Raw genomic sequence first — 22794 nt, forward strand, 5'->3', positions numbered from 1 at the left:
CTAGCGTTCAACCAGCGCCACACGGGCGTTGAACCAGTTCATGAACATGGAGACCAGCAGACTGATGGTCAGATAAACCGCCATGGTCATGGCAATGACCTCGATGGCTTGGCCTGTCTGGTTCAGCGTGGTGCCTGCAAAGACCGAAACGAGGTCCGGGTAGCCAATGGCCGTGGCCAGCGACGAGTTCTTGATCAGGTTGAGGTACTGGCTGGTGAGCGGGGGGATGATGACCCGCAGCGCCTGCGGAATGACCACCAGACGCAGCACCAGGTTACGCGGCAGGCTCAGCGCTTGTGCGGCCTCGGTTTGGCCATGGGAAATGGCCTGAATGCCGGAGCGCACGATTTCGGCAATGAACGCCGCCGTATAAATCGAGAGCGCGAACCACAGTGCCAGGAACTCGGGAATCACCGTAATACCGCCGCGGAAGTTAAAGCCACGCAGTTCGGGCATTTCCCAAGTGATAGGCACGCCAGTCACCAACATAACCAACAGCGGCAAGCCAAAAATCAGCGCAAAGGAGATCCAGTAGGCAGGAATACGTTTCCCCGTGGCTTCCTGGCGGCGCTTCGCCCAAATCACCAGCGCAATGCTGGCCACAATGGCGATCACAAAGGTCACGGGAATTAGCCCAAAACCGGACTCAAACAGCGGTTCTGGTAGATACAGTCCGCGCACGTTGAGGAAAAACGCTTCCCCAAAGGCAAGGCTGTCCCTGGCGCTTGGCAGGGTGCGCAGCACGGCAAAGTACCAAAAGAAAATCTGCAGCAGCAGCGGAATGTTACGAAAGGTTTCGATATACGCGGCGGCTAGCTTGGCGATCAGCCAGTTGGGCGATAGACGAGCGATACCGACAATAAAACCAATGATGGTGGCGGCGATCACGCCTAACCCACCCACCAGCAGCGTATTCAGCAGGCCCACGAAGAAGGTGCGGCCATAGGTGCTTTGGGAGGAGTAGTCGATCAGACTCTGCACGATCCCAAAACCGGCGGTATTGTTTAGGAAACCAAAGCCGGTGGTGATACCCCGTGAGGATAAGTTGTCTTGAACATTGCCGACAATATAGAACAGAAACACAATGACAGCGGCAATCAATAGACACTGGAAAATGAGCGCACGCTTGGCGCGGTCTCGCCAAAACGGTGGCTTGTGGCCAGCCGGGCGAGCATTAGGTCTTACAGACATGGATGGCGTCTCCGCGATACGGCAGGTCAATCAGATGGCCCGCCATTCCCTGTTAAGAGGGAGCGGCGGGCCGGGGTCAAGCGAGACGCTTAGCGAATCGGCGGTGCGTACTGAATGCCGCCTTGGGTCCACAGAGCGTTAATACCACGCTCAATTTCCAGCGGTGAGCCCATGCCTACGTTGCGATCAAAGCTTTCGCCGTAGTTACCTACCTGGCTCAGAATGTTGTAAGCCCAGTCGGCTTCTAAGCCCATACCTTCACCGTAGTTGCCGTCCTGACCCAGCAGGCGAGCAATATCCGGGTTGTCTGAGTTGAGCATCTCGTCAACGTTTTCGCTGGTAATGCCATACTCTTCACCGTTGATCATGGCGAACAGCGACCATTTTACGATGTTGAACCACTCATCGTCGCCTTGACGTACCACTGGGCCCAGCGGCTCTTTGGAGATGATGTCAGGCAGAATCATTGCAGAAGCGGGGTCGTCCAGTTGGATGCGTAAGGCCGCTAGCTGAGAAGTGTCGGAGGTCAGCACGTCACAGCGGCCAGCTTGGAAGCCGCCCACGGTTTGCTCAGACGTGTCGAATACGATGGGGTCAAACTCCATGCCATTGGCACGGAAGTAGTCGGCGACGTTAAGCTCGGTGGTAGTACCAGACTGGATACAGATCGCGGCGCCATCGAGTTCGTCTGCGCTGCTAATACCTAAATCCTTGTTCACCATGAAGCCGATACCGTCGTAGAAGGTAACGCCGGTGAAGTTCAGGCCCAAGGTGGTGTCACGGGTAGTGGTCCAAGTGGTGTTACGGGACAGTACATCCACTTCGCCAGACTGCAGCGCGGTGAAACGCTCAACAGCATTCAGGGAGATGTAGTTGACGGCATCCGCGTCGCCCAGTACCGCTGCAGCAACGGCGCGACATACGTCAACGTCGAGGCCCTGCCAGTTACCGCTATCATCTGGGGCGGAAAAACCTGGTAGGCCGTCGCTAACGCCACACTGTACAGCACCGCGCGCGCGGGTATCTTCTAACGTATTGGCTTGTGCGGTGGCGATACCGGCGAGGGAGATGGCACCCGCTGAGGCGAGCAGTACCAGGTGTTTCTTATTAATCATGTTTGTTCCCCTTCCTCGATTTAATGTCATTATGCATGGTGATGCATCATTAAAAGCTAGCAAGGAAGGTGCCAAGAAAGATATGCCGTCAAATTCAGCGCTTTTCAACGTAAAATCAGCGAATTTGACGAAGGTAGTGGTGCAAAAAAGTAGGTCAGCAGCTACGCGTTGCGCTTTTTTGGTGCGCAGCCGCTGGCGGAGGTCGGTGGCTAGTCGCCTAGCGTGTCAGCGAATAGGTGGCGCGTACTGAATGCCGCCATCTTTCCACAGAGCGTTCAGGCCGCGCGCAATGTTGAAATCAGAGTCCGCGCCCACGTTACGGTCATAAATGTCCGCATAGTTACCCACCTGTTTGACGATTTGGTAAGCCCAGTCTGACGAAAGGCCCATGGCTTCACCAAAATCGCCATCTTGCCCAAGTAGGCGCATCACATCGGGGTTTTCTGAGCTTAGCTGCTCATCCACGTTGGCTTGACTGACGCCCAGCTCTTCGGCACTCAGCATGGCAAACAGCGACCACTTCACGATGTTGAACCACTGGTCATCGCCTTGGCGCACTGCTGGGCCAAGCGGCTCTTTGGAGATGATCTCCGGTAGTACCACGGCCATATTGGGGTCGGCCAGTTGAATGCGCTGGGCATAGAGCTGCGAGGCATCCGAGCTCAATACGTCGCAGCGGCCTGCTTCGAAGCCTGCAATCGACTGTTCAGGTGAATCAAACACCACCGCATCATAGGTCATGTTGTTAATGCGGAAGTAGTCGGAAAGGTTTAGTTCGCTGGTGGTGCCTGACTGAGTGCAAATAGCCGCCCCATCCAGTTCTTTGGCGCTCTGTACGCCGAGGTCGCTGGCCACCATAAACGCCTGGCCGTCGTAGTAGCTGACGCCAGTGAAGTTTATCCCTAGCGTGGTGTCGCGGCTAGAGGTCCAGGCCGCGGTATTGGTCGTTATCGTCCAGCGATGAGAAGCCGGGCTGGGCGGCGTTAACGCCGCAGCGCACGCTGTCGCGCTCTTGAATGGCCTCAAGGGTATCGGCCATGGCCGTGGCAGGTACCCAGAGGGTCGGGGCTAATAGAGTGATTCCCAATCCTAACCAACGCGTTGTAGTCATTTATTATTCCTTAACGTCGAGCGCAGCAACTCCTGCGCATAAAAAAGGCCGGGCAGAGCCCGGCCTGATACATAGCGGAACCGCGAAGTTATGCGAACGCTTTACGCATAAAGGGCGGCAGCGCCAGGGCACCACGGTGGGCATCTACTGTGTAGTACTGTAGCGGCATTTCGTGGCTGGCGGCAGCCTCTTCTCGGAAGCTTTCAACGTTGGTGCTTTTGCCTGCCAGCGTCACGCTCCACCAGCCCGAGGGGTACACCGGCTGGGGGAAGGGCAGGGTGGCTACGCTATCAAAGCCTGCTTCGCGCATGTCGTTACGCAGTTCGCGGATGATTGAGCCGCTATGATACAGCGGTGACTCACTCTGCTGCACCATCACCCCGCCGCTTTTCAGAATGCGGTGGCAGCGCTTCAAAAAGTCGGTTTTGAACAGGCCTTCGGCAGGGCCTACCGGGTCGGTGGAGTCGATGATCAGCACGTCGATGCTCTCGTCGGCGGCGTCGTCGACCCATTTCACGCCGTCGGCAAACAGCAGCTCGGCGCGTGGGTCGCCGTTGGCTTCCACGAGTTCGGGGAAAAAGCGCTCGGCGGCCTTGGTGACTTCCTCGTCGATATCGATCTGGGTGACCTTCTCGACGCCCGGATGGCGCAGCACTTCTTTCAAGGTGCCGCAGTCGCCGCCACCAATGATGACCACCCGCTTGGGGTCCTGATGGGTGAACAGCGCCGGGTGGGCGATCATTTCGTGATACAGGAAGTTGTCGCGGTCGGTGAGCATCACGCAGCCATCCAGCACCATCAGGTTGCCGTAGGTTTCGGTGGCGTACACTTCCAGGTGCTGGTAAGGGCTTTGCACATCCAGCAGTTTTTCAGAAACTTTCAGCGAGAAAGCGCTACCGTGGCTATCAAAGACTTCGGTAAACCACTGGTCGTCGCGTAGGTCGCTCATTGCTTGGCTCCTGGGCATGAGTCGTTCGATTGAGTCGGAATGCCCTGATGGTACTGCGGGCTTAAGTCGTGCAGCGCCTCCATAAAGGCGGTGACATGATCAGGGTTGGTGAACTGGCTGATGCCGTGGCCCAAGTTGAACACGTGGCCCGGGCCGTGGCCGTAACTCTCCAGCACGCGGGCAACTTCGGCGCGAATGGCGGAGGGGCGAGCAAACAGCACGTTGGGGTCTAAATTACCCTGCAGGGCGACTTTATGGCCTACGCGGGCGCGGGCGTCGGACAGCTCGGTGGACCAGTCGATGCCCAATGCGTCGGCACCGGCACAGGCAATGTGCTCCAGCCACTGGCCACCGTTCTTGGTGAACAGAATGACCGGTACGCGACGGCCATCGTGCTCGCGGATCAGCCCGGAGACGATCTGCTCCATGTAGCGCAGCGAGAACTCCAGGTAGGCCGGTGTGGACAGCGCGCCGCCCCAGGTATCAAAAATCTGTACCGCCTGGGCACCGGCGCGGATCTGGGCATTCAGGTAGTCGGTGACCGCTTGTGCCAGGGTGTCCAGCAGCTGGTGCATGGTGTCCGGCGTGTCATACAGCATGGTTTTTAAGTGGCGGAAGTCTTTGCTGGAGCCGCCTTCAACCATATACGTTGCCAGCGTCCAGGGGCTGCCGGAAAAGCCGATCAGCGGCATGCGGCCGTTCAGCTCGCGGCGGATCGTGGAGACCGCCCGCATCACGTAGTCCAGGTCGCGCTCGGCGTTTGGCACGGTCAGCGCGGCGACTTCTTCGGCGGTGCGTACGGTCTTCTTGAATTTGGGGCCTTCGCCGGTTTCGAAGTAGAGGCCCAGCCCCATGGCATCGGGGATGGTCAAAATATCCGAGAACAGAATGGCAGCGTCGAGCGGGTAGCGCTCCAGCGGCTGCAGGGTGACTTCGCAAGCCAAGTCATGATTGCGGCACAGGTCCATAAAGCTGCCTGCGTCGGCGCGGCTGGCGCGGTACTCCGGCAGATAGCGGCCGGCTTGGCGCATCATCCACACCGGAGTGCGGTCAACGGGCTGGCGAGCCAGCGCGCGAAGAAAACGGTCGTTTTGCAAAGGTGTGGTGGTCATAAACACTTGCTCTTGAGAAATTTGCCCGCATTGTAAGGGAGTCATCGTACCTGAAGATAGGAATTGTACGTGAAGATAGCCGGGGGTGGCGGCGCAAACCGTGGCAAAAATCGTCGCACCCCGCTAAGACCGTGAGGCCTGCGCGGCTTCCTGGTAAACTGTCCGCCCACTTCGCCAACACTGGTGTGGTTAACTGGTTTGGTTAATCAGCGAGGAACCCTGTGACCATTCGCTTCATTGCTGCCTCTCGGCTGCCCACTCCCTGGGCCACATTCACCATGCATGGCTTCGAAGACGACGCCACGGGTAAAGACCATATCGCCCTAACGTTGGGCGATGTGAGCGGCGGCGAGCCGGTGTTAGGGCGCGTGCACTCTGAGTGCTTAACCGGCGATGCGCTATTCTCGATGCGCTGCGACTGCGGCTACCAGCTGCAAGAAGCGCTAAAGCGTATTGCCGAAGAGGGGCGCGGCGTGCTGCTCTATTTACGCCAGGAAGGGCGTGGCATTGGCCTGCTCAATAAAATTCGCGCCTATCATCTGCAGGACCAGGGCGCCGATACCGTAGAAGCCAACGAGCAGCTCGGCTTTGGCGCCGACATGCGCCGCTACGACCTCTGCGTGCCGATGCTCAACCACTTGGGCATTACCGCGCTCAAGCTGATGACCAACAACCCCCGCAAGGTGGATGCGCTAACCCGCGACGGCGTGAACGTCGTCGAGCGTCTGCCCATTACCACCGGTTTAAACCCCCACAACGAACAGTACCTCTCCACCAAAGCGGGCAAGCTCGGCCATATGATGGTGCTGGATGACTTTACCCAAGCCAGCGATGTGGATATCGAGCGTAAGGGGTAACGCTTAACCTTGCGCTGCCGCCTGCTCTTTTTCGGCGGCGCGGGCAAGCGCTGGGCGATTGGCGTGGCGGGCGCGATAGGCCACCAGCGGCTCCGGCAAGCGATGTTTCATGCTTGTGGCCCAAGTGAGCGTGTGCGTTAAGAACAGATCTGCCAACGTGAAGGTATCGCCCACTAGATTTTCCTGGCCACGATAGCGGCGCTCGAGCGCGAGCAGGGCTCGCTGGAATTCCCAAGCGGCGGTGGGTAGCACTGAAGGCACGCGCTTATCTTGAGGCAGGGCGAATTTGTGCTTGGCTTGCAGCCACAGTGGCTGCTCGATCTCGGTAACGATGAAACTAAGCCACTGGTCGACCTGGGCGCGCTCGGCAATGCTTTGAGGCAGCAGTTGCCCAGCGCCATACTGCTCGGCGAGATAACGGCAGATAGGCGCAGACTCAAACAGCATTAGCTCGCCATCTTCCAGCACCGGCACCTTGCCATCCGGGTGGCGAGCAAGATGCTCGGCACTTTGCCCCTCGCCTTTATCCAGCGCTATGTGGTGGCACTGGTACTCTAGGCCCAGCTCTTCAAGCGTCCAAGCAGCGCGTAGCGAGCGGGAATTGGGAAAGCTGTATAGCGTGATCATTTGGCGGCTCCAGGCAGTACCGTGAAGTTTTCACTGTAGCGACTCCCTGGAACCCTGTCACGAGCTACTGGCCCCGCGCCGCGCGGATGCGCTCGTAGGCATTGCCAATCTCGCTGGTGCGGGCCTGCGCCACCTCGCGCATGCTCTCCGGAAGCCCCTTGCCCGCCAGCTTGTCCGGATGGTTTTGGCTCATCAGGCGACGATACGCTTTCTTGATCTCGGCGTCGCTGGCGTCTTCTGATACCCCAAGAACGCGGTAAGCATCTTTTAAGGCTTCTTCGCTGGCACCTTGGGAGTTGGCGGCGGCGCCGTGCAGCATGGCTTCGATTTGCTGAACTTCGGCCTCGCTACAGCCAACGCCGCGGGCAACGCGTAGAATCATCTCGTGCTCGGCGGGGTGCAGCACGCCATCGGCGGCAATCGCGCTCAACTGAACCTGTAAAAACACTTGGCGCAGTACCGGCTGGCGCTGGGTGAGGCGGTTGACCTTGGCCAGCTCGGCATCCAGGTTGAAGTCAGCCGCGCGGCCCCGGTCAAAGGCGGCGCGAGCTTTGGCGCGGTGCTCGCCCTGAAGACGCATTTGATCGAAGAGCTTTTCGGCAACGTCTAGCTCGCCCTTGGTGACCTTGCCATCGGCCTGGCAAAGGCAGCCCATCACCGAAAAGATCGACTCCAGGAAACCTTCCTGCAAACGCGTGCGGGCGGCATTCAAGCGGCGCCCCAGCTGGCGTGCCAACCACCAGCCCAGACCCGCTCCCACCAGCAGGCCCACGGGGCCGCCACTGGCAAGGCCAATCAAACCAAACAGAATCATCAAAAAAAGCATAACGGTCTCAACAAGTTAATCAGTAAGCTCAAGGCGACGGCAGGCGCGAACGAATGGCTGCTTCGATGCCGGCAGCATCCAGTCCGCAGTCGCGCAATAGCTCGGCGGGGGTGCCGTGTTCCACAAAGGCGTCCGGCAGGCCTAAGTTCAGCACTTCCACCTGAACGCCTTCCGCGTTGAGCAGCTCGTTCACTGCGCTACCCGCGCCGCCCGCAATGACGTTCTCTTCCAGGGTGACCAGCAGCTCATGCTCGTCCGCCGTGTGGAGCACAGCATCGCGGTCCAGTGGTTTCACCGAGCGCATGTTGATATGGGTGGCGTTGAGCTTCTCAGCCACTTCGGCGGCGGCGCTATTGACGCTGCCAAACGCCAGCAGCGCGATGCGTACGCCGTCGCTGGTGCTCTCGCGACGCACCTGGGCCTCGCCAATCGCCAGCGGCTCTAGGTGCTCTGGAATGACGGCCCCAGGGCCGGTGCCACGGGGGTAGCGTACGGCAGCCGGGCCAGAATGGTAGTAGGCGGCGCTGAGCATGGCGCGGCATTCGGCTTCATCGGCAGGCGCCAGAATCACCATGCCCGGCACGCAGCGCAGGAACGAAAGATCCATGCTGCCGTGGTGGGTGGGGCCGTCTTCGCCCACTAGGCCTGCCCGGTCGATGGCGAAGGTGACATCTAACTCCTGTACCGCCACGTCATGAATCAGCTGGTCGTAGCCGCGCTGCAAGAAGGTGGAGTAGATCGCCACCACTGGTTTCATGCCTTCGCAGGCCATGCCGGCGGCCAGCGTGACCGCGTGCTGTTCAGCAATGGCGACGTCGAAGTAACGCTCGGGATAGGTTTGCGAGAAGCGAATCAGATCCGAGCCTTCGCCCATGGCGGGGGTAATGCCCATGAGGCGTGGATCGGCGGCGGCCATATCGCACAGCCAGTCCCCAAACACATTGCAATACTTTTTCTTGGGGGCGTTCTTCGGCGCGCTGGGGCTGTCCGGTTTGCTCACCAGCGAGGTGCTCACGGTCGTGGTGGTTTTTTCCAGCTTAGTAATCGCGTGATAGCCAATCTGGTCGGCTTCGGCGGGCAGGAAGCCTTTCCCTTTGACCGTTTTGATATGCAGGAACTGTGGGCCTTTCTGGTCGCGCAGGTTACGCAGCGTTTGAGTCAGCGCCTCTAAGTCGTGGCCGTCGATGGGGCCCACGTAGTGAAAACCCATCTCCTCAAACAGCGTGGCGGGGCTGACCATGCCCTTCATGTGCTCTTCGGTACGCTTGGCTAGCTCCAGGGCGCCGGGCAGGTGGGATAGTACCTTTTTGCCCTCTTCGCGCATTTTGAGGTAGGGCTTGCTGGAGAGCACACGTGCTAAATACGTGGCAATTCCGCCGACGTTTTCGGAGATCGACATCTCGTTATCGTTCAGCACTACCAGCATATTGGCATTCACATGGCCCGCGTGGGCCAGCGCTTCAAACGCCATCCCTGCGGTGAGCGCGCCGTCGCCAATAATGGCGCAGACCTTGCGCGGGTCGTTTTGTGCTTGCGCAGCCAGGGCCATGCCTAGCGCCGCAGAGATGGAAGTGCTGGAGTGGCCAACGCCAAAGGTGTCGTATTCGGACTCTGCCCGGCGGGGAAACGCCGCCAAGCCGCCGTGCTGGCGAATGCTGAGCATGGCATCGCGCCGCCCGGTGAGGATTTTATGCGGGTAGGCTTGATGACCCACGTCCCACACCAAGCGGTCTTTCGGCGTGTGAAAGGCGTGGTGCAGCGCGACACTGAGCTCAACAACGCCCAGGCCTGCGCCAAAGTGGCCGCCCGTCACGCCAACGCTGTAGAGCAAGTAGGCGCGTAGCTCATCCGCTAACTGGGCGAGCTGTTTAGCATTCATGGCCCGCAGCGCGGCGGGATGATCAAAAGAGTCGAGCAGTGGCGTCGCCGGGCGCTCGCGGGGTATCTCGTCGAACAGCTTCATAGGCATGTGTTAGTGGTCGCGCTCGATCATATAGTGGGCAAGATCGGCCAGGGGTGCGGCCTGCTCGCCTAACGGGGCGAGGGCGGCAATGGCCTCGTCAATAAGCGTGTTCGCTTTGCGCTGCGCCCCCTCCAGCCCCAGTAAGCTTGGGTAAGTAGGCTTGGCACGGGCGGCGTCAGCGCCGGAAATTTTGCCCAGCGTGGCGGTGTCACCCGTCACATCCAGGATGTCGTCATGAATCTGGAAGGCTAGGCCAATGGCGCGGGCGTAGCGAATTAGCGCTGCTAGGCGCGGGTCGTCCTCTTCCACCGCGACCAGGCCGCCCAAGCGTACGGCCGCCACAATCAGCGCGCCGGTTTTATGGGCGTGCATATGCGCCATTGCTTCGGCGTCCGGGTGGCCTCCCACGGCGGCTAAATCCAGCGCTTGGCCAGCCACCATGCCATCGCGGCCAGAGGCGACCGCCAGCGTGGTGACTAGCTGGCCCAGGCGCGGGTGCGGGCGGCTGGCCAGCACTTCAAACGCCAGGGCTTGCAAGGCATCGCCCGCTAAAATAGCCGTCGCCTCATCAAAGGCTTTATGCACCGTGGGCTGGCCGCGGCGCAGGTCGTCATCATCCATGGCGGGCAGGTCGTCGTGAATCAGCGAGTAGGCGTGAATCAGCTCGATGGCCGCCGCGGGAGCATCCAGGGCGTCGTCACTTGCCCCAAGGGCTTGACCCGCTAAATAGACCAGCAGTGGGCGTAAACGTTTGCCGCCGACCAAAAGCCCGTGGCGCATGGCCGCCTCTAAACGCTCATCTACCGCTGGGCGTGCATCGAATAGCGCGGCCAGCGTGGCATCTACTCGGGTGCTGCTGGCATGGCGCAGCGTGGCTAGTCGGGAGGCGTGGGCGGTCACCATGGCGGCGTCTCCTCGCTGTCGTTGCCAGCATCCGGGGCACCTGCGAACGGGGCAACTGCCAGTTTGCCGTCGGTATCTTCGCTCAGGGCCCGTACTTTTAGCTCAGCGCTATCGAGGCGCTGCTGGGCGTCGCGGGTCAGGCGAACGCCCTGCTCAAAAGCGGTCAGCGCATCTTCCAATGAGAGTTCGCCGGACTCCAGGCGTTCCACAATGGTCTCTAGCTGGGCAACCGTTGCGGCAAAATCTTGTGGGGGTGTGGTGTCGCTCATTGGGCAATGCCTACCGTTTTCCGGGCGCCCTGGTATCAGCAAGGGCGACGAGTGTGGCTGCGGATGCTGTTAAATAAACGCACAGTATACACCGAGGCGAGGGGGTGGCGTCTGCCCTCCCTATGGGTTGATTGTTCGACTTGCACTCTGTTCATCTTGAAAGCGCACACTTTTCATCACGCCAAGACACCGGGAGCGCAAGCGGCTGTGCTACCATACGGGCCTCCCGTGAACCGATACACGGCGCATGCCGCCGACCATAGAGGTTGATTCAGCCATGGCCAAAACGTCCCTGGAAAAGAGCAAGATCAAGATCCTGCTACTCGAGGGCGTCCACCAAAGCGCGGTGGACAATTTTCACAACGCAGGTTACGAGAACATCGAGCATCTGCCGACTTCGCTGGATGAAGAGTCGCTGATCGAGAAGATTCGTGATGTTCACTTTATCGGCATCCGCTCCCGCACTCAGCTAACCGAGCGCGTGTTTGAGGCGGCCGAGAAGTTAGTAAGCGTTGGCTGTTTCTGTATCGGTACCAACCAAGTTGACCTGGATGCGGCGCTCAAGCGCGGTATCGCGGTATTTAATGCGCCTTACTCCAACACCCGCTCAGTGGCGGAGCTGGTATTGGCGGAAGCGATTATGCTGCTGCGCGGCATCCCCGAGAAGAATGCCCGCGCCCATCAGGGCGGCTGGCTGAAGTCGGCGAAAAACTCCCACGAAGCGCGCGGTAAAACCCTCGGTATCGTGGGTTACGGCAGTATCGGCGCACAGCTCTCCGTCTTGGCGGAATCGCTCGGCTTCAACGTGATTTACTACGATGTGATCACCAAGCTGGGCATGGGCAACGCCAGCCAGGTCGGCAGTTTGGAAGAGCTGCTGAGCCGCTCAGATGTGGTCAGCCTGCACGTACCGGACCTTGCCTCTACCCGCTGGATGATTGGCGCGAAAGAGATCGCCGCCATGAAGGATGGCGCTATCCTGATCAACGCCGCCCGTGGCAGCGTGGTGGAAATCGAGCCGCTAGCGGATGCCATTAAAGCGGGCAAGCTGAACGGCGCTGCTATTGATGTCTTCCCGGTCGAGCCGAAAGGCAACGATGAAGAGTTCCAAAGCCCGCTGCGCGGCCTGGATAACGTGATTCTGACGCCGCATATCGGTGGTTCTACCCTGGAAGCCCAGGAGAACATTGGTATCGAGGTATCCGAGAAGCTGATCACTTATTCGGACAACGGCACCACGGTCACGTCGGTCAACTTCCCTGAAGTGGCACTGCCCGCGCACCCGGACAAGCACCGTTTGCTGCATATTCACGACAACGTGCCCGGCGTGCTTTCCCAGATCAACCGCGTGCTGTCAGAAAACGGCATCAACATTTCTGGCCAGTATCTGCAGACCAACGATAAGGTCGGTTACGTGGTGATTGATGTCGACAAAGCCTACGGCCCACAGGCGCTGGAGGCATTGAGGCAGGTAGAGCATACGCTGAAGATTCGCGTGCTCTACTCGGCGCAAAATAGCTAAGCAAGCAAAATAGCTAAGTAAATAGTGAGTTAGCGCTTGTTACCAAAACGGCCCCGCAGGGGCCGTTTTGCGTTTCATCAATGACCTAACAAGACGTTATCAGGCTAGATCGAACAGCAGCACTTCGCTGGCGTCGCTGCTGGTGAGCTCGACGTGCTCATCCGGCGTAAACGCAGCGGCATCGCCGGTGGTGAGCCGTTCGCCGTTCACCTCGATGGACCCCTTCACCACATGCAGCCATGCGTAGCGTGAGGGCGGTGTCGTGAGGTGGTCCCCGGCGCTTAGCAGGCTGGCATACAGGTTGACGTCCTGATTGACGCCTACCGAGCCGTCGCGGCCATCCTGAGAAGCGACCAGGCTCCACTGGCCCTGGCGCTCGGCCGTGGGGAACGCCTTCTGTTCGTAGCTGGGCGAGATGCCCCGCTGGGCCGGTTCGATCCAGATCTGCAGAAAGTGCAGCCCGTTTTCTTGAGAGTGGTTGAACTCGCTGTGCAGTACGCCCGTGCCTGCGGACATGCGCTGTACGTCGCCAGGGCGCATCACTTCGCCATTGCCCATGTTGTCCTTGTGCTCCATCTCGCCATCAAGCACGTAGGAGATAATTTCCATATCCCGGTGGGGGTGGGCGCCAAAGCCGTGGCCGGGGGCCACGCGGTCTTCGTTGATCACCCGCAGCGCGCGGAAGCCCATGTGGTTGGGGTCCATGTAATTGGCGAACGAAAAGGTGTGGTAAGAGCGCAGCCAGCCGTGGTCGGCGTAGCCCCGCTCGTTGGAACGACGAATCTGCATGAAAAGCACCCCATCACTGAGTTATGTTGGCGCCTACTATACGACCGAGTGCGTGTGACGTGGGGTGAAGCTTTCTCAATGATGTTGTCGAAATAATCGACGATTGGCGGTGTCGTTGATCTGAGTCAAACACGCCGAGATGCACCCACGGCGGGCTTTTTGTTATCATGCGCGCCTTTATTGACCCGGTCCGCCCTTTGCGAGGGCGACTACCAGGAGCACTCCATGACGACCCCGACCCCAACACCGCCCGTTGTGGTGGCAGCGCTGTATAAATTTGTCACCCTGAACGACTTTGAAGCACTGCGCGAGCCGCTGCGCCAAACCATGGTCGATAACGGCGTGAAAGGCACGCTGTTGCTCGCCAAAGAGGGCATCAACGGCACCGTGGCCGGTAGCCGCGAAGGCATCGATGCGTTGCTAGCATGGCTCACCGCCGACCCACGTTTAAGTGATATCGACCATAAAGAGTCGTTCTGCGACGAGCCGCCGTTCTACCGCACCAAGGTCAAACTGAAAAAGGAGATCGTCACGCTGGGCGTGCCGGGCATCGACCCCAACGACACCGTGGGCACTTACGTTGAGCCGGAAAACTGGAACGACGTGATCTCCGACCCGGAAGTGCTGGTGATCGATACCCGTAACGACTACGAAGTCGCGATTGGCAGCTTCGAAGGCGCGGTCGACCCCAAGACCACCACGTTTCGCGAGTTTCCCGAGTACGTGCGCCAGCACTACAACCCGGAGCAGCATAAAAAGGTCGCCATGTTCTGCACAGGCGGTATCCGCTGCGAGAAAGCCTCCAGCTTTATGCTGAAAGAGGGCTTCGAAGAGGTCTACCACCTGAAAGGCGGCGTGCTCAATTACCTGGAAAAGGTGCCGGAAGAGCAGTCGCTGTGGCGCGGCGAGTGCTTCGTGTTCGATAACCGGGTCACTGTGCGCCATGATCTCACCGAGGGCGAGTACGAGCAGTGCCACGCCTGCCGCATGCCGATCTCTCAGGAAGACATGCAGTCGTCGGCCTACGAGCCCGGCATCAGCTGCCCGCACTGTATCGACTCACTGCCTGAGAAAACCCGCGCCGCCGCCCGCGAGCGTCAGCGCCAGATTGAGCTGGCCAAAGCCCGTGGTGAGCCTCATCCGCTGGGCTATAACCATCGCCAAGGCACTCGCGAGAAAGCGTAATCATCAGTGGCCGACGATGTGGCAGAAGGCATCGATGCGTTTATCGAAAAGCGCGCGCATCGCTAGTACACGCTGCTAGCCATTGGTGGAATTTGTTTCCGTAAACGCGACAGCGCCCCCTGCGGCGCGTTATCCTGCTGGCTTTTTACGTATTGAGTGCCGTCAGGAGAGTAGTAGGTGAGTGAAGCCAAGCGCAGATCAGTCGGACGTCCGGCGGGAGCCACGAAAGCGAGCGGAGGGCATAGCCAATCGTTGGTGCGTGGCCTCACGCTGCTCGAATACCTATCCGCTAGCCCGCTGGGCCTTGCGCTTTCAGAGCTGGCGGAAATGGCTGACCTTGCCCCTTCCACCACTCATCGCCTGCTTCAGGCGCTGCAAAGCCAGGGCTTTGTCACCCAAGAGAGCGAGCAGGGCCTGTGGCGCATCGACGTCAAAACCTTCCGAATTGGTAACAGCTTTTTAGAAGCACGCGACGTGGTGGCCAAAAGCCGCCCGTTTTTGCGCCGCTTAACCGCAGAAACCGGCGAAACGGCGAATCTGGGTATCCGTGATGGCGCCACGGCGGTCTTCTTGGCTCAAAACGAATCCCCGCAGATGATGCGCATGATCACGCGGCTGGGGTCCCGTGCGCCGCTGCACGCCTCCGGCGTGGGCAAGGCGCTGCTGGCGTGGATGAGCGAGGAGGAGCGCAGCGCGCTGTTAGAAGGCGGCTACGAGCTGGCCCGTGTGACTGAAAATACCCTGTATCAAACGGATTCACTGCAGGCGGAAATGGCCGCCATTCGCGCCCAAGGCTTTGCCTGCGACCGGGAAGAGCATGCGATTGGCCTGCACTGCGTGGCGGCCTGCATTTTCGATGAGCACGCCACGCCGTTGGCGGCTATTTCCGTCTCGGGCCCCATGGCGCGTATTCCCGAAGAGCGCCTGCTGGTACTGGGGGCGCTGGTGCGTCAAATAGCCGACGAAATTACCCAGCAGCTCGGTGGCCAGTTGCCCCGTTAAACGTTAGAGGGCGCGTATCGTGTTCAGCCTGTTTTGGGTGGCGCTAGCCAGTGCCACCCTGCTGCCTGGTGGCTCGGAAGTGTGGCTGGCGCGGCTATGGTGTGTTGGTGAGCCGGCACTGGTGCTGTGGGTTGTGGCGACGGCTGGCAACACGCTGGGCAGTTTGATCAACGTGGCTCTTGGTCGCTACGCTCGCCAATTTCAACATCGCCGCTGGTTTCCTGCATCTCCCCAAGGACTTGCCCGTGCCGAGCGCTGGTATCACCGCTTTGGCGAGGCGAGCCTATTACTCTCCTGGTTACCTGTGATTGGCGACCCGCTCACCGTGCTGGCTGGGGTGATGCGCCTTGCCTGGTGGCGGGCGCTGCTCTGGATTGTGCTAGCAAAAGGTGCCCGCTATGGGCTGCTGATTGCGCTGGCCCATCAATGGTTGGCGCCTTACTGCCAATAAACGGCAATTACCTTCACTCGGTTTCATTGGTGCTCCAAAAGCAGGCGCGTTAACGTCTCTTACATTGAGTCATGTTACGCTAGTTACTTTGGATCGAGCGTTATACAAAGCTTGCATTTCCATTGGATGCACTATCCTGTGTTTAACATTCTTAGGTTGAATTTTAACGAGGGCAGGATGGCAAATACTCACCCAAAAGGAGGTTATGGTGTGACGTCACTACGTTTACTCCCCTGGCTCAGCGTCTGGATGCTGGCGCTGTTCGCCATGCTGGCCGGGCCAGCCATGGCGCAAACCACGTTAAGCGCCGAGAGCGATGCGTCCGTCGCTGAAGAGCAGCCCTCTTATGCGGCGCTGGCGGATCTGCTGGAAGACGAGCAGGCCCGCCAGGAGCTCATTGAACTGCTGCGTAATCAAGCGTCTGAGTTGCCTGCTGGCGTTGCGGCCGAGCTGTCGCCGGAAGCCGCTGCCGCGGGGGGCAACGTAGCGCCCGAGGACGTCTCACTACCCCGCCAGTTGGCAGAGTTAACCAGCCGTGTAGTAGGTGATGTGGGCGGTCAGATCGAGCAGGCTGTGGCGATCGTCGGCAATATATTCACCGGCCAAGGCGCGGGCAGCAGCTTCGATATGGCGGCCTTCATGAACGCAGCCATCAATCTGGGCATCGTGATCGTGGCGACCTTCGCCATTTTTATGGTGTTCCGCCGGTTGGCAAAATCATTGTTCACCAAAATCAGCGGCTGGTCACAGCAGGGCACGGGACTGACGCCGGTGCTACGTTTAGTGCTGTGTGTCGCGATCGCCGCGGTCGTCGATATTCTTTTGATCGCCCTGGCGTACGTTGGCGGTAACTTGGTGGCCACCTTTGCCGTGGGGGAGACCGGTGAACTCTCTACCCGCGCGTCGCTGTTTTTAAATGCCTTCTTGATCATCGAGCTGCTCAAAGCCGGTGTGCGAATGCTGTTCTCCTCGCGTTACGAGGGTCTTCGCTTATTACCGATTTCAGCTCAAGAAGCCTCGTATTGGAACCGCTGGCTGGCGCGCCTGATTGGCATGGTGGGATACGGCCTGATGGTCGTCGTACCGCTGGTCAACTTCTATGTGGCCGCCACCCTGGGACAAGCGGTCGGCACGCTGATTATGCTGCTGGCGTTTATTTATGCGGTGGGCGTGGTGCTCAAAAACCGCGTGCGGCTGCGCGATAATCTAAATCAAATGAGCGCGCGCTCGACGCTGACGGCGAGCCGTGTATCGCTGCAGCTGTTTGCCCGCACGTGGCACCTGTTCGCGCTGATCTATTTCTTAATGGTGTTTGTACTGACGCTTACCCGTCCGGGTGATGCGCTGCCCTTTGTCCTCTTTGCGACGTTGAAGACGCTCGGCGCCGTGGTCGTGGGCCTGCTGCTGTCTGCGTTCCTGACACAGACCATTGGTCGTCGTATTCAACTCTCCGATGACCTGCGCCGTAAGCTGCCGCTGCTGGAAGTCCGGTTGAACAGCTACGTACCCAACGCGCTGCGCGTGCTGCGCACGGTGATCGTCGTTGCGGTGATCATGGTGGTGCTGGATGCTTGGGGCGCCTTTGACCTGGCCGGCTGGTACGCCTCCGAGCGCGGTGCCAATCTGGTGGGTAACCTGATCAGCGTAGCAGTGATCCTGATTGTGTCGCTGGGCATATGGCTGGGCTTGGCAAGCCTGATCGAGCACAAGCTCAATCCGGAAACCGGTCACGGCGAACCCTCTGCCCGTGCCAAAACGCTGCTGAGTCTGTTCCGTAATGCGCTGGCCATTGCCATGGTGACCATCACCGGCATGATCGTGCTCTCGGAAATCGGCATCAATATTGGGCCGCTAATTGCTGGTGCCGGTGTGCTGGGTCTGGCGATTGGTTTTGGTGCCCAGAAGCTGGTGCAGGATGTGATCACCGGGGTGTTCATTCAGGTAGAGAACGCCATGAACACCGGCGACGTGGTGACCGTGGGCGGCGTGACCGGCACGGCCGAGCGTTTGAGTATCCGCTCGGTGGGCATTCGTGACCTGTCCGGTACCTACCATATCGTGCCGTTCTCCAGTGTGGATACCGTCTCCAACTACATGCGTGAGTACGGCAACCATGTGGGCGAGTACGGTATTGGTTACAACGAAAGTATCGACGAGGCGATCGAGCAGCTACAGCTGGCCTTCGAAGATCTTAAAGCCAGCGAAGAGCATGGTCATAAACTATTGGCAGATATGACCGTGGCGGGTGTCACCGCGCTGGCCGACAGCTCGGTTAATATCCGTGTCGTGATCAAGACCACGCCAGGCGATCAGTGGGCTGTAGGCCGTGCCTACAACCGCCTAGTGAAACTGCGCTTTGATGCGGCGGGTATCGAGATTCCGTTCCCGCATACCACGCTCTACTTTGGCGAAACCAAAGGCGGCAAGACTCCGCCCGCCAACGTGCGCATTCTGGATGCGAAAGCGGAAAGAAAGCGCACCGAGACGGCACCGCTTGCAGAGCGTAGCGAAGCCTCGCTTGAGCATGAACCGGATCACCATAAGCCGGACCATGATGATGTGGATGAAACCTAAGCGTACGCTTAGGTAAGCCAATGAGGCCGCCTTCGGGCGGCCTCATTGCGTTGGGTCAGTCGCGCCGCTCGCCAGGGTAGTTTTCGGAGTGGCGACCCTCTAGGTTGATCGATTCGCCGCCGTCTACAAATAGCACTTGCCCGGCCACAAAGGCATTATCCAGCAAATAGTGCAAGGCTTGTACAAGGTGTGCTGGGTTGCCTTGGTGATTGACCGGAATGCCTTCGATGCGCCATTGGATATAGTCGCTGGTACGCTGGGAGGCAGGCAGCACTACCCCGGGGGCGATACCGTTAATCCGTAGGCGCGGAGCAAACTCCAGCGCTGCCATACGGGTCATCTCAGCTAGGCTTTTCTTGGAGAGCAGGTACGCCGCATACGGATATTGGTGATAGGCCACTTTGTTGTCGATGATGTTGATCACCTGACCGTGCTCTACCGCCTCGGCAAAATGGCGTGTGAGTAGCAGCGGGGTAAACATATTGACCCGAAACTGGGTCTCCAGCATGGCCATATCGGTACGGGCAATCGGCGCTGGTTCATAAGCTGAGGCGCTATTGAGCAGCACGTTCAACCCAGGAAAACGCGTTTTAGCTTGGGTGATTAATCCTTCTAGCGAATCCTCTAAAAAGTTGCAGGGCAGAATCTCGCACTCACGACCCTTGCCGCGAATTGCGTCTGCCACTTCCTCTGCTTCCCCCCGGGAGCTATTCACGTGTAACGCGATATCAAAGCCCTTATCGGCTAGCGCTTCAGCAAAATAGCGGCCCAGGCGCGTGGCGCCGCCGGTTACAAGTGCAGCAGGTGTCTCCATTGCTTTATCCCTCGCAGCAGGTAGTGTTTGTTAACTAACGTTGTCATGGTAATCAAAAAGACTCTCTGCGTGAGCGTAGCGTTTGTCAATAACTTGTACAGAGATTGAACGGGATGATTAACCGTCTACTCTGTTGGGGCGCCGATTGATGCCTATACGCTAAAACGGTGTGGGCTAGGTCATAGGCTCACCAGCCGTTAGTCATCCAGCCTCTTATATTGGGATATAGTTATGTCATTAAGGTCGTCACCCGTAACGTCAACTCCCTCGCCCGTGTCGGCTCAACACGAGTGCGTTATCTCGCTAGGAACCAATATTGAGCCAGAGTATCACTTTGCCAAAGCCCTTGAGATTTTGAGCAGTGAGTGCGAACTGCTGGCCCGCTCCGAAGCGGTGCGCACTGCCCCGGTAGGCTTTCAGCAGCAGCCAGACTTCTTAAATGCCGCCCTGGTGGTGCGCACTACGCTTGAGCTGGGCGACTTTAAAGCCTACCTAAAAGAGGTTGAGCATCGCTTAGGCCGTGTTCGCGGGCCGATCAAATCTGGCCCCCGGACCATGGACTTAGACATTGTGGTCTGGGATGGCGAAGTGGTCGACGATGGCTACTTTCATCACGACTATGTTCGGGGGCCGGTGGACGAAGTGCTAGCCGTACTGAAGAGGCCGAACTGAAAAAACCGAACTGAAAAAAATAGTAGCGACTGGGAAAGTTTTACGGGGCAGGGCTCACGTTTTCTAAAGATAGGCCGATATTCACGCTACTTCCGCACTGTTTGCGTTCACTTCCGAGGTCAAGCCCGTGATCAGCCTTGCGACTAATATCATGTCGCTACTGGTGATGAATAATCTACGCAGTAGCCAGCAAGCAATGCAGACCTCCATGGAGCGTCTGTCGTCTGGGCTGCGTATTAATAGCGCCAAGGATGATCCGGCAGGCCAGGCGATTGCTAATCGCATGGGCGCACAAATTCGCGGTATGAACCAGGCGATCCGCAATACCAACGACGGTATCTCTATGGTGCAAACCGCAGAAGGTTCGTTGGACCTGATCAACGACAGCCTTCAGCGCATCCGCGAACTCAGCGTTCAGGCGCTCAACGGCACCAATTCCTCAGAAGATCGGGCGTCTATTCAGTTAGAGATCGACCAACGGTTGGAAGAGATTGATCGCGTCGCCGAGCAGAGCAACTTTAACGGTATTAGGCTGATCGAGAGCGATAAAGCGCTTAATATTCAAGTAGGGGCCAACGCTGGGGATGTGATTGGCGTGAGCTTTTCGGCGATGGGGCGTCAGGCGCTGGGGTTGGATAATTTCAGCGTATTAGATGATGTCTCGGCCACGCCCAAACCAATGGATGTCGTCGATGAAGCCATTAAGCAGGTCGACCGCCAGCGCAGCTATTTAGGCGCGGTGCAGAACCGCTTCGAGAGCGTCATTGACGGGCTTAACACCAGCATCATTAACACCTCCGCTGCCCAGTCGCGTATTCAAGACGCCGACTACGCGCAAGAAGTCTCCAATCTTATTCGCGCCCAACTGCTTCAGCAGGTGGGTATCGCGATGCTGACCCAGGTGAACCAACAGCCGCAGATGATTCTGCGGCTGTTGGAAGGGCTGTAGTTAGAATTGGCCGATCATCGTCACTCGATGATGCCCTGTTCACGCGCCATGGCGTAAGCCGCCTGCGGGCCGTTCCACAGCGAGGGCAGCAGAATCAGCGACACCGGGATCGCGGTAATCACGATAAACTGCTGCAGCGCGCCAATTTGACCTGCACCCATATACAGCAGCACGGCCGCCATCAGGGCCATCGCAATGCCCCAGAAAGCGCGCATGCAGGGGCTGGGGGCATCGTGTCCCGCACCGACAACGGCAATCGCGTAGCTCATGGAGTCGCCGGTGGTGGCCACAAAAATCGTGGTCAGCAGCAGAATCGCCAGTGCCATCCAGGTGCCGCCGGGCAGCGCTTGAGCCACCGTGAGAGTCGCCACGTCAAACTGGAAATTGTTGAGCGCTTCGGTCAGGTCAATTACCCCGGTCAACTGATAGTAAATGCCGGAGCCGCCCAGTAGCGTAAACCATACGGTGGTGGCAATCGGGGCGAGTACGGCAACCGCCAGAATCATTTCACGAATGCTGCGGCCCCGTGAAATGCGCGCCACGAAAATCGCCATCAGCGGTGCATAGCCGATAAACCAAGCAAAGAAGAACACCGTCCACCACTGCATCCACCACGCCGGGGCGGTTTCAGAGGTCATCGTGGCCATGGTGAAAAACTCGCTGACATACGCGCCCATGCTGGAAACGTAGGTGTTCACCAAAAACAGCGTGGGGCCGAACATGATAATCACGGCGCCGATTGCCAACGCCAGCAGTACGTTGAAGCGGCTCAGCAGTTGGATGCCTTTATGTACCCCGCTCATGGAGGAGAGCACATAAATAGTGCCCAGTACGGCCAGAATTATCAGTTGCCCGGTGTAGCCTTCCGGCAGGCCAAACAGCTCATGCAGGCCAAAGCTCACCTGAGTTGCCAAAAAGCCGATGGGGCCTACCGTGCCTGCCACTAAGGCAATCACGCAGCAGGCATCCACTAAACCGCCCAGCGGGCCACGCATCAAGCGTTCACCAAAAATCGGGTAGAGCAATGTGCGCGGCTGCAGCGGTTGGCCTTTCACGTAGTGCGCATGGGCCAGCACCACGGCGGTGAGCGAGCCCAGCACCGCCCAGGCCATAAAGCCCCAGTGCATAAACGACTGCGCCAGCGCGCCGGATACCGCTTCAGCGGTGCCCGCTTCGGTATCAAAGGCGGGTGGGGTGACCACAAAGTGGTACACCGGCTCGCCCGCGGCAAAAAACACCCCACCACCGGCTAACAGCGTACATAGAATGATGGAGAGCCACTTAAAGGTGCTTATTTCTGGTGCATCGAGATTGCCGATCTTAGCTTTTGCCGCAGGCGTTAAAGCAACGCCGATGGCGATAAAAAACGTCAGCAGAAGCAGCAGCTGGAAATAGCTGCCCAGCACCAGCGCGGTCCAGGCAAAGCCTGCGCTGATAGAGTTGGCGACTAGATCAATGTCGTAAAACGAAAGCGCCAGAAACGCCACGATGAAGCCGATGCTAAGCACCAGCACGATAGGATCGCCGAGGGAAAACCGCGAGGGCCCCTCGGCGCGTTGGGCAGGTTGGTTCATGAAGAGTACCTATTTGGAATGGGAGGTTGCAGGAAAGAGCGGGAGCAGAACCTTGAGCTTAATAAACCCAAGAGGGAGCCGACTTAACGCTGCTGGCCCCAGGTTTTCAAATCGAGTAGGAAGGGGAGTCGCCTCCCCTGTCCTCTCACACCACCGGGCATACGGTTCCGTACCACGGCGGTTCATGAACAACGTTTGAGCCATCTTACCGTATCCAGTATCGATATCAGGCCCTGATCATAAAACCACTTTCTAGGTAGGGCCTGATTCATGTGCGAGGCTCCGGCGTTCCACCAGGGCCCTCGCCCATTACCCGCCGATTTCCAAGCACGGTACGCG

20 protein-coding genes and 1 pseudogene are annotated in these 22794 nt (G+C 58.7%); 8 read left to right on the forward strand and 13 right to left on the reverse strand.

Annotated elements, in window-relative coordinates; translation table 11 throughout:
* The 5 genes and pseudogenes from AC13CY_RS04585 to hemE all read right to left on the reverse strand — a co-directional run bounded on the left by AC13CY_RS04585 (window position 1) and on the right by hemE (window position 5478).
* Window positions 1–1191 (reverse strand): amino acid ABC transporter permease, encoded by a 1191-nt coding sequence (locus tag AC13CY_RS04585; RefSeq protein ID WP_474787295.1) that lies wholly within the window; start codon window positions 1189–1191, stop codon window positions 1–3.
* 89 nt (window positions 1192–1280) lie between these two features.
* A complete protein-coding gene (locus AC13CY_RS04590) occupies window positions 1281–2306 on the reverse strand; it encodes an amino acid ABC transporter substrate-binding protein (protein WP_044629898.1) in 1026 nt (341 codons plus the stop codon).
* A gap of 225 nt (window positions 2307–2531) precedes the next feature.
* Window positions 2532–3417: pseudogene (locus tag AC13CY_RS04595) on the reverse strand (type 2 periplasmic-binding domain-containing protein).
* Between the two features lie 88 nt (window positions 3418–3505).
* Window positions 3506–4366 carry a polyamine aminopropyltransferase gene (gene speE, locus AC13CY_RS04600; RefSeq protein ID WP_287836899.1) on the reverse strand — a complete coding sequence of 287 codons (861 nt, stop codon included), beginning with the start codon at window positions 4364–4366 and terminating at the stop codon, window positions 3506–3508.
* The gene (gene hemE / locus AC13CY_RS04605; protein WP_016915400.1) at window positions 4363–5478 is read right to left on the reverse strand and encodes a uroporphyrinogen decarboxylase; all 1116 of its coding nucleotides are present in this window, start codon (window positions 5476–5478) and stop codon (window positions 4363–4365) included. Before hemE ends, speE begins: the two co-directional genes overlap by 4 nt.
* A gap of 221 nt (window positions 5479–5699) precedes the next feature.
* On the opposite strand from hemE, the gene ribA reads away from it, so the two are divergent.
* Complete coding sequence (gene ribA / locus AC13CY_RS04610; RefSeq protein ID WP_089674704.1) at window positions 5700–6335, forward strand: GTP cyclohydrolase II; 636 nt, start codon at window positions 5700–5702, stop codon at window positions 6333–6335.
* Between the two features lie 3 nt (window positions 6336–6338).
* Here the strand turns inward: ribA and AC13CY_RS04615 are convergent, their stop codons facing one another.
* The 5 genes from AC13CY_RS04615 to AC13CY_RS04635 all read right to left on the reverse strand — a co-directional run bounded on the left by AC13CY_RS04615 (window position 6339) and on the right by AC13CY_RS04635 (window position 10923).
* Window positions 6339–6962: a glutathione S-transferase family protein gene (locus AC13CY_RS04615; RefSeq protein WP_137094006.1), complete on the reverse strand. Its 624-nt coding sequence runs from the start codon at window positions 6960–6962 to the stop codon at window positions 6339–6341.
* Between the two features lie 64 nt (window positions 6963–7026).
* Entirely contained in the window at window positions 7027–7788 is a 762-nt protein-coding gene (gene djlA / locus AC13CY_RS04620; RefSeq protein WP_284453114.1) for a co-chaperone DjlA, read from the reverse strand.
* A gap of 28 nt (window positions 7789–7816) precedes the next feature.
* Complete coding sequence (gene dxs, locus AC13CY_RS04625; protein ID WP_483052341.1) at window positions 7817–9757, reverse strand: 1-deoxy-D-xylulose-5-phosphate synthase; 1941 nt, start codon at window positions 9755–9757, stop codon at window positions 7817–7819.
* A gap of 3 nt (window positions 9758–9760) precedes the next feature.
* On the reverse strand, window positions 9761–10654 hold the full coding sequence (gene ispA / locus AC13CY_RS04630; protein WP_253027518.1) for a (2E,6E)-farnesyl diphosphate synthase: 894 nt from the start codon (window positions 10652–10654) through the stop codon (window positions 9761–9763).
* Complete coding sequence (locus AC13CY_RS04635) at window positions 10648–10923, reverse strand: exodeoxyribonuclease VII small subunit (protein ID WP_074211292.1); 276 nt, start codon at window positions 10921–10923, stop codon at window positions 10648–10650. The genes ispA and AC13CY_RS04635 overlap by 7 nt, the downstream gene beginning before the upstream one ends.
* Window positions 10924–11200: 277 nt before the next feature.
* Between AC13CY_RS04635 and serA the strand changes: the two genes are divergently transcribed.
* Window positions 11201–12445 (forward strand): phosphoglycerate dehydrogenase, encoded by a 1245-nt coding sequence (gene serA, locus AC13CY_RS04640; protein WP_483052342.1) that lies wholly within the window; start codon window positions 11201–11203, stop codon window positions 12443–12445.
* Between the two features lie 99 nt (window positions 12446–12544).
* Here the strand turns inward: serA and AC13CY_RS04645 are convergent, their stop codons facing one another.
* The gene (locus AC13CY_RS04645) at window positions 12545–13234 is read right to left on the reverse strand and encodes a pirin family protein (protein ID WP_044629909.1); all 690 of its coding nucleotides are present in this window, start codon (window positions 13232–13234) and stop codon (window positions 12545–12547) included.
* Between the two features lie 225 nt (window positions 13235–13459).
* Here AC13CY_RS04645 and trhO point away from each other — a divergent pair, with 225 nt between their 5' ends.
* The 4 genes from trhO to ybiO all read left to right on the forward strand — a co-directional run bounded on the left by trhO (window position 13460) and on the right by ybiO (window position 18446).
* Entirely contained in the window at window positions 13460–14419 is a 960-nt protein-coding gene (trhO, locus tag AC13CY_RS04650) for an oxygen-dependent tRNA uridine(34) hydroxylase TrhO (protein ID WP_058579787.1), read from the forward strand.
* Window positions 14420–14596: 177 nt separating this feature from the next.
* Window positions 14597–15421, forward strand: coding sequence for an IclR family transcriptional regulator domain-containing protein (locus AC13CY_RS04655; RefSeq protein WP_058579788.1), 825 nt, complete (start codon window positions 14597–14599; stop codon window positions 15419–15421).
* 19 nt (window positions 15422–15440) lie between these two features.
* The gene (locus tag AC13CY_RS04660) at window positions 15441–15872 is read left to right on the forward strand and encodes a YqaA family protein (protein WP_058579789.1); all 432 of its coding nucleotides are present in this window, start codon (window positions 15441–15443) and stop codon (window positions 15870–15872) included.
* A gap of 210 nt (window positions 15873–16082) precedes the next feature.
* Complete coding sequence (gene ybiO / locus AC13CY_RS04665; protein ID WP_058579826.1) at window positions 16083–18446, forward strand: mechanosensitive channel protein; 2364 nt, start codon at window positions 16083–16085, stop codon at window positions 18444–18446.
* Window positions 18447–18501: 55 nt separating this feature from the next.
* On the opposite strand, the gene AC13CY_RS04670 is transcribed toward ybiO, so the two are convergent.
* Entirely contained in the window at window positions 18502–19260 is a 759-nt protein-coding gene (locus AC13CY_RS04670) for an SDR family oxidoreductase (protein WP_044629914.1), read from the reverse strand.
* A 231-nt stretch (window positions 19261–19491) separates the two neighbouring features.
* Between AC13CY_RS04670 and folK the strand changes: the two genes are divergently transcribed.
* Window positions 19492–19932: a 2-amino-4-hydroxy-6-hydroxymethyldihydropteridine diphosphokinase gene (folK, locus tag AC13CY_RS04675; RefSeq protein ID WP_052509952.1), complete on the forward strand. Its 441-nt coding sequence runs from the start codon at window positions 19492–19494 to the stop codon at window positions 19930–19932.
* A 127-nt stretch (window positions 19933–20059) separates the two neighbouring features.
* The gene (locus AC13CY_RS04680) at window positions 20060–20881 is read left to right on the forward strand and encodes a flagellin N-terminal helical domain-containing protein (RefSeq protein WP_044629916.1); all 822 of its coding nucleotides are present in this window, start codon (window positions 20060–20062) and stop codon (window positions 20879–20881) included.
* A gap of 20 nt (window positions 20882–20901) precedes the next feature.
* Here AC13CY_RS04680 and AC13CY_RS04685 read toward each other — a convergent pair whose 3' ends face one another.
* Window positions 20902–22455: a BCCT family transporter gene (locus AC13CY_RS04685; protein WP_213262658.1), complete on the reverse strand. Its 1554-nt coding sequence runs from the start codon at window positions 22453–22455 to the stop codon at window positions 20902–20904.
* Between the last annotated feature and the right edge of the window lie 339 nt (window positions 22456–22794).

It is taken from the genome of Vreelandella sp. L-15, assembly GCF_056857635.1.

What these genes read in the sequence shown, in the direction of transcription:
- serA (WP_483052342.1), top strand. Translation starts at nt 11,201, where the DNA reads ATGGCCAAAACGTCCCTGGAAAAGAGCAAGATCAAGATCCTGCTACTC.
- AC13CY_RS04615 (WP_137094006.1), bottom strand. Translation starts at nt 6,962, where the DNA reads ATGATCACGCTATACAGCTTTCCCAATTCCCGCTCGCTACGCGCTGCT.
- djlA (WP_284453114.1), bottom strand. Translation starts at nt 7,788, where the DNA reads ATGCTTTTTTTGATGATTCTGTTTGGTTTGATTGGCCTTGCCAGTGGC.
- AC13CY_RS04590 (WP_044629898.1), bottom strand. Translation starts at nt 2,306, where the DNA reads ATGATTAATAAGAAACACCTGGTACTGCTCGCCTCAGCGGGTGCCATC.
- AC13CY_RS04635 (WP_074211292.1), bottom strand. Translation starts at nt 10,923, where the DNA reads ATGAGCGACACCACACCCCCACAAGATTTTGCCGCAACGGTTGCCCAG.
- folK (WP_052509952.1), top strand. Translation starts at nt 19,492, where the DNA reads ATGTCATTAAGGTCGTCACCCGTAACGTCAACTCCCTCGCCCGTGTCG.
- dxs (WP_483052341.1), bottom strand. Translation starts at nt 9,757, where the DNA reads ATGCCTATGAAGCTGTTCGACGAGATACCCCGCGAGCGCCCGGCGACG.
- AC13CY_RS04670 (WP_044629914.1), bottom strand. Translation starts at nt 19,260, where the DNA reads ATGGAGACACCTGCTGCACTTGTAACCGGCGGCGCCACGCGCCTGGGC.
- trhO (WP_058579787.1), top strand. Translation starts at nt 13,460, where the DNA reads ATGACGACCCCGACCCCAACACCGCCCGTTGTGGTGGCAGCGCTGTAT.
- speE (WP_287836899.1), bottom strand. Translation starts at nt 4,366, where the DNA reads ATGAGCGACCTACGCGACGACCAGTGGTTTACCGAAGTCTTTGATAGC.
- AC13CY_RS04685 (WP_213262658.1), bottom strand. Translation starts at nt 22,455, where the DNA reads ATGAACCAACCTGCCCAACGCGCCGAGGGGCCCTCGCGGTTTTCCCTC.
- hemE (WP_016915400.1), bottom strand. Translation starts at nt 5,478, where the DNA reads ATGACCACCACACCTTTGCAAAACGACCGTTTTCTTCGCGCGCTGGCT.
- AC13CY_RS04645 (WP_044629909.1), bottom strand. Translation starts at nt 13,234, where the DNA reads ATGCAGATTCGTCGTTCCAACGAGCGGGGCTACGCCGACCACGGCTGG.
- AC13CY_RS04585 (WP_474787295.1), bottom strand. Translation starts at nt 1,191, where the DNA reads ATGTCTGTAAGACCTAATGCTCGCCCGGCTGGCCACAAGCCACCGTTT.
- ispA (WP_253027518.1), bottom strand. Translation starts at nt 10,654, where the DNA reads ATGGTGACCGCCCACGCCTCCCGACTAGCCACGCTGCGCCATGCCAGC.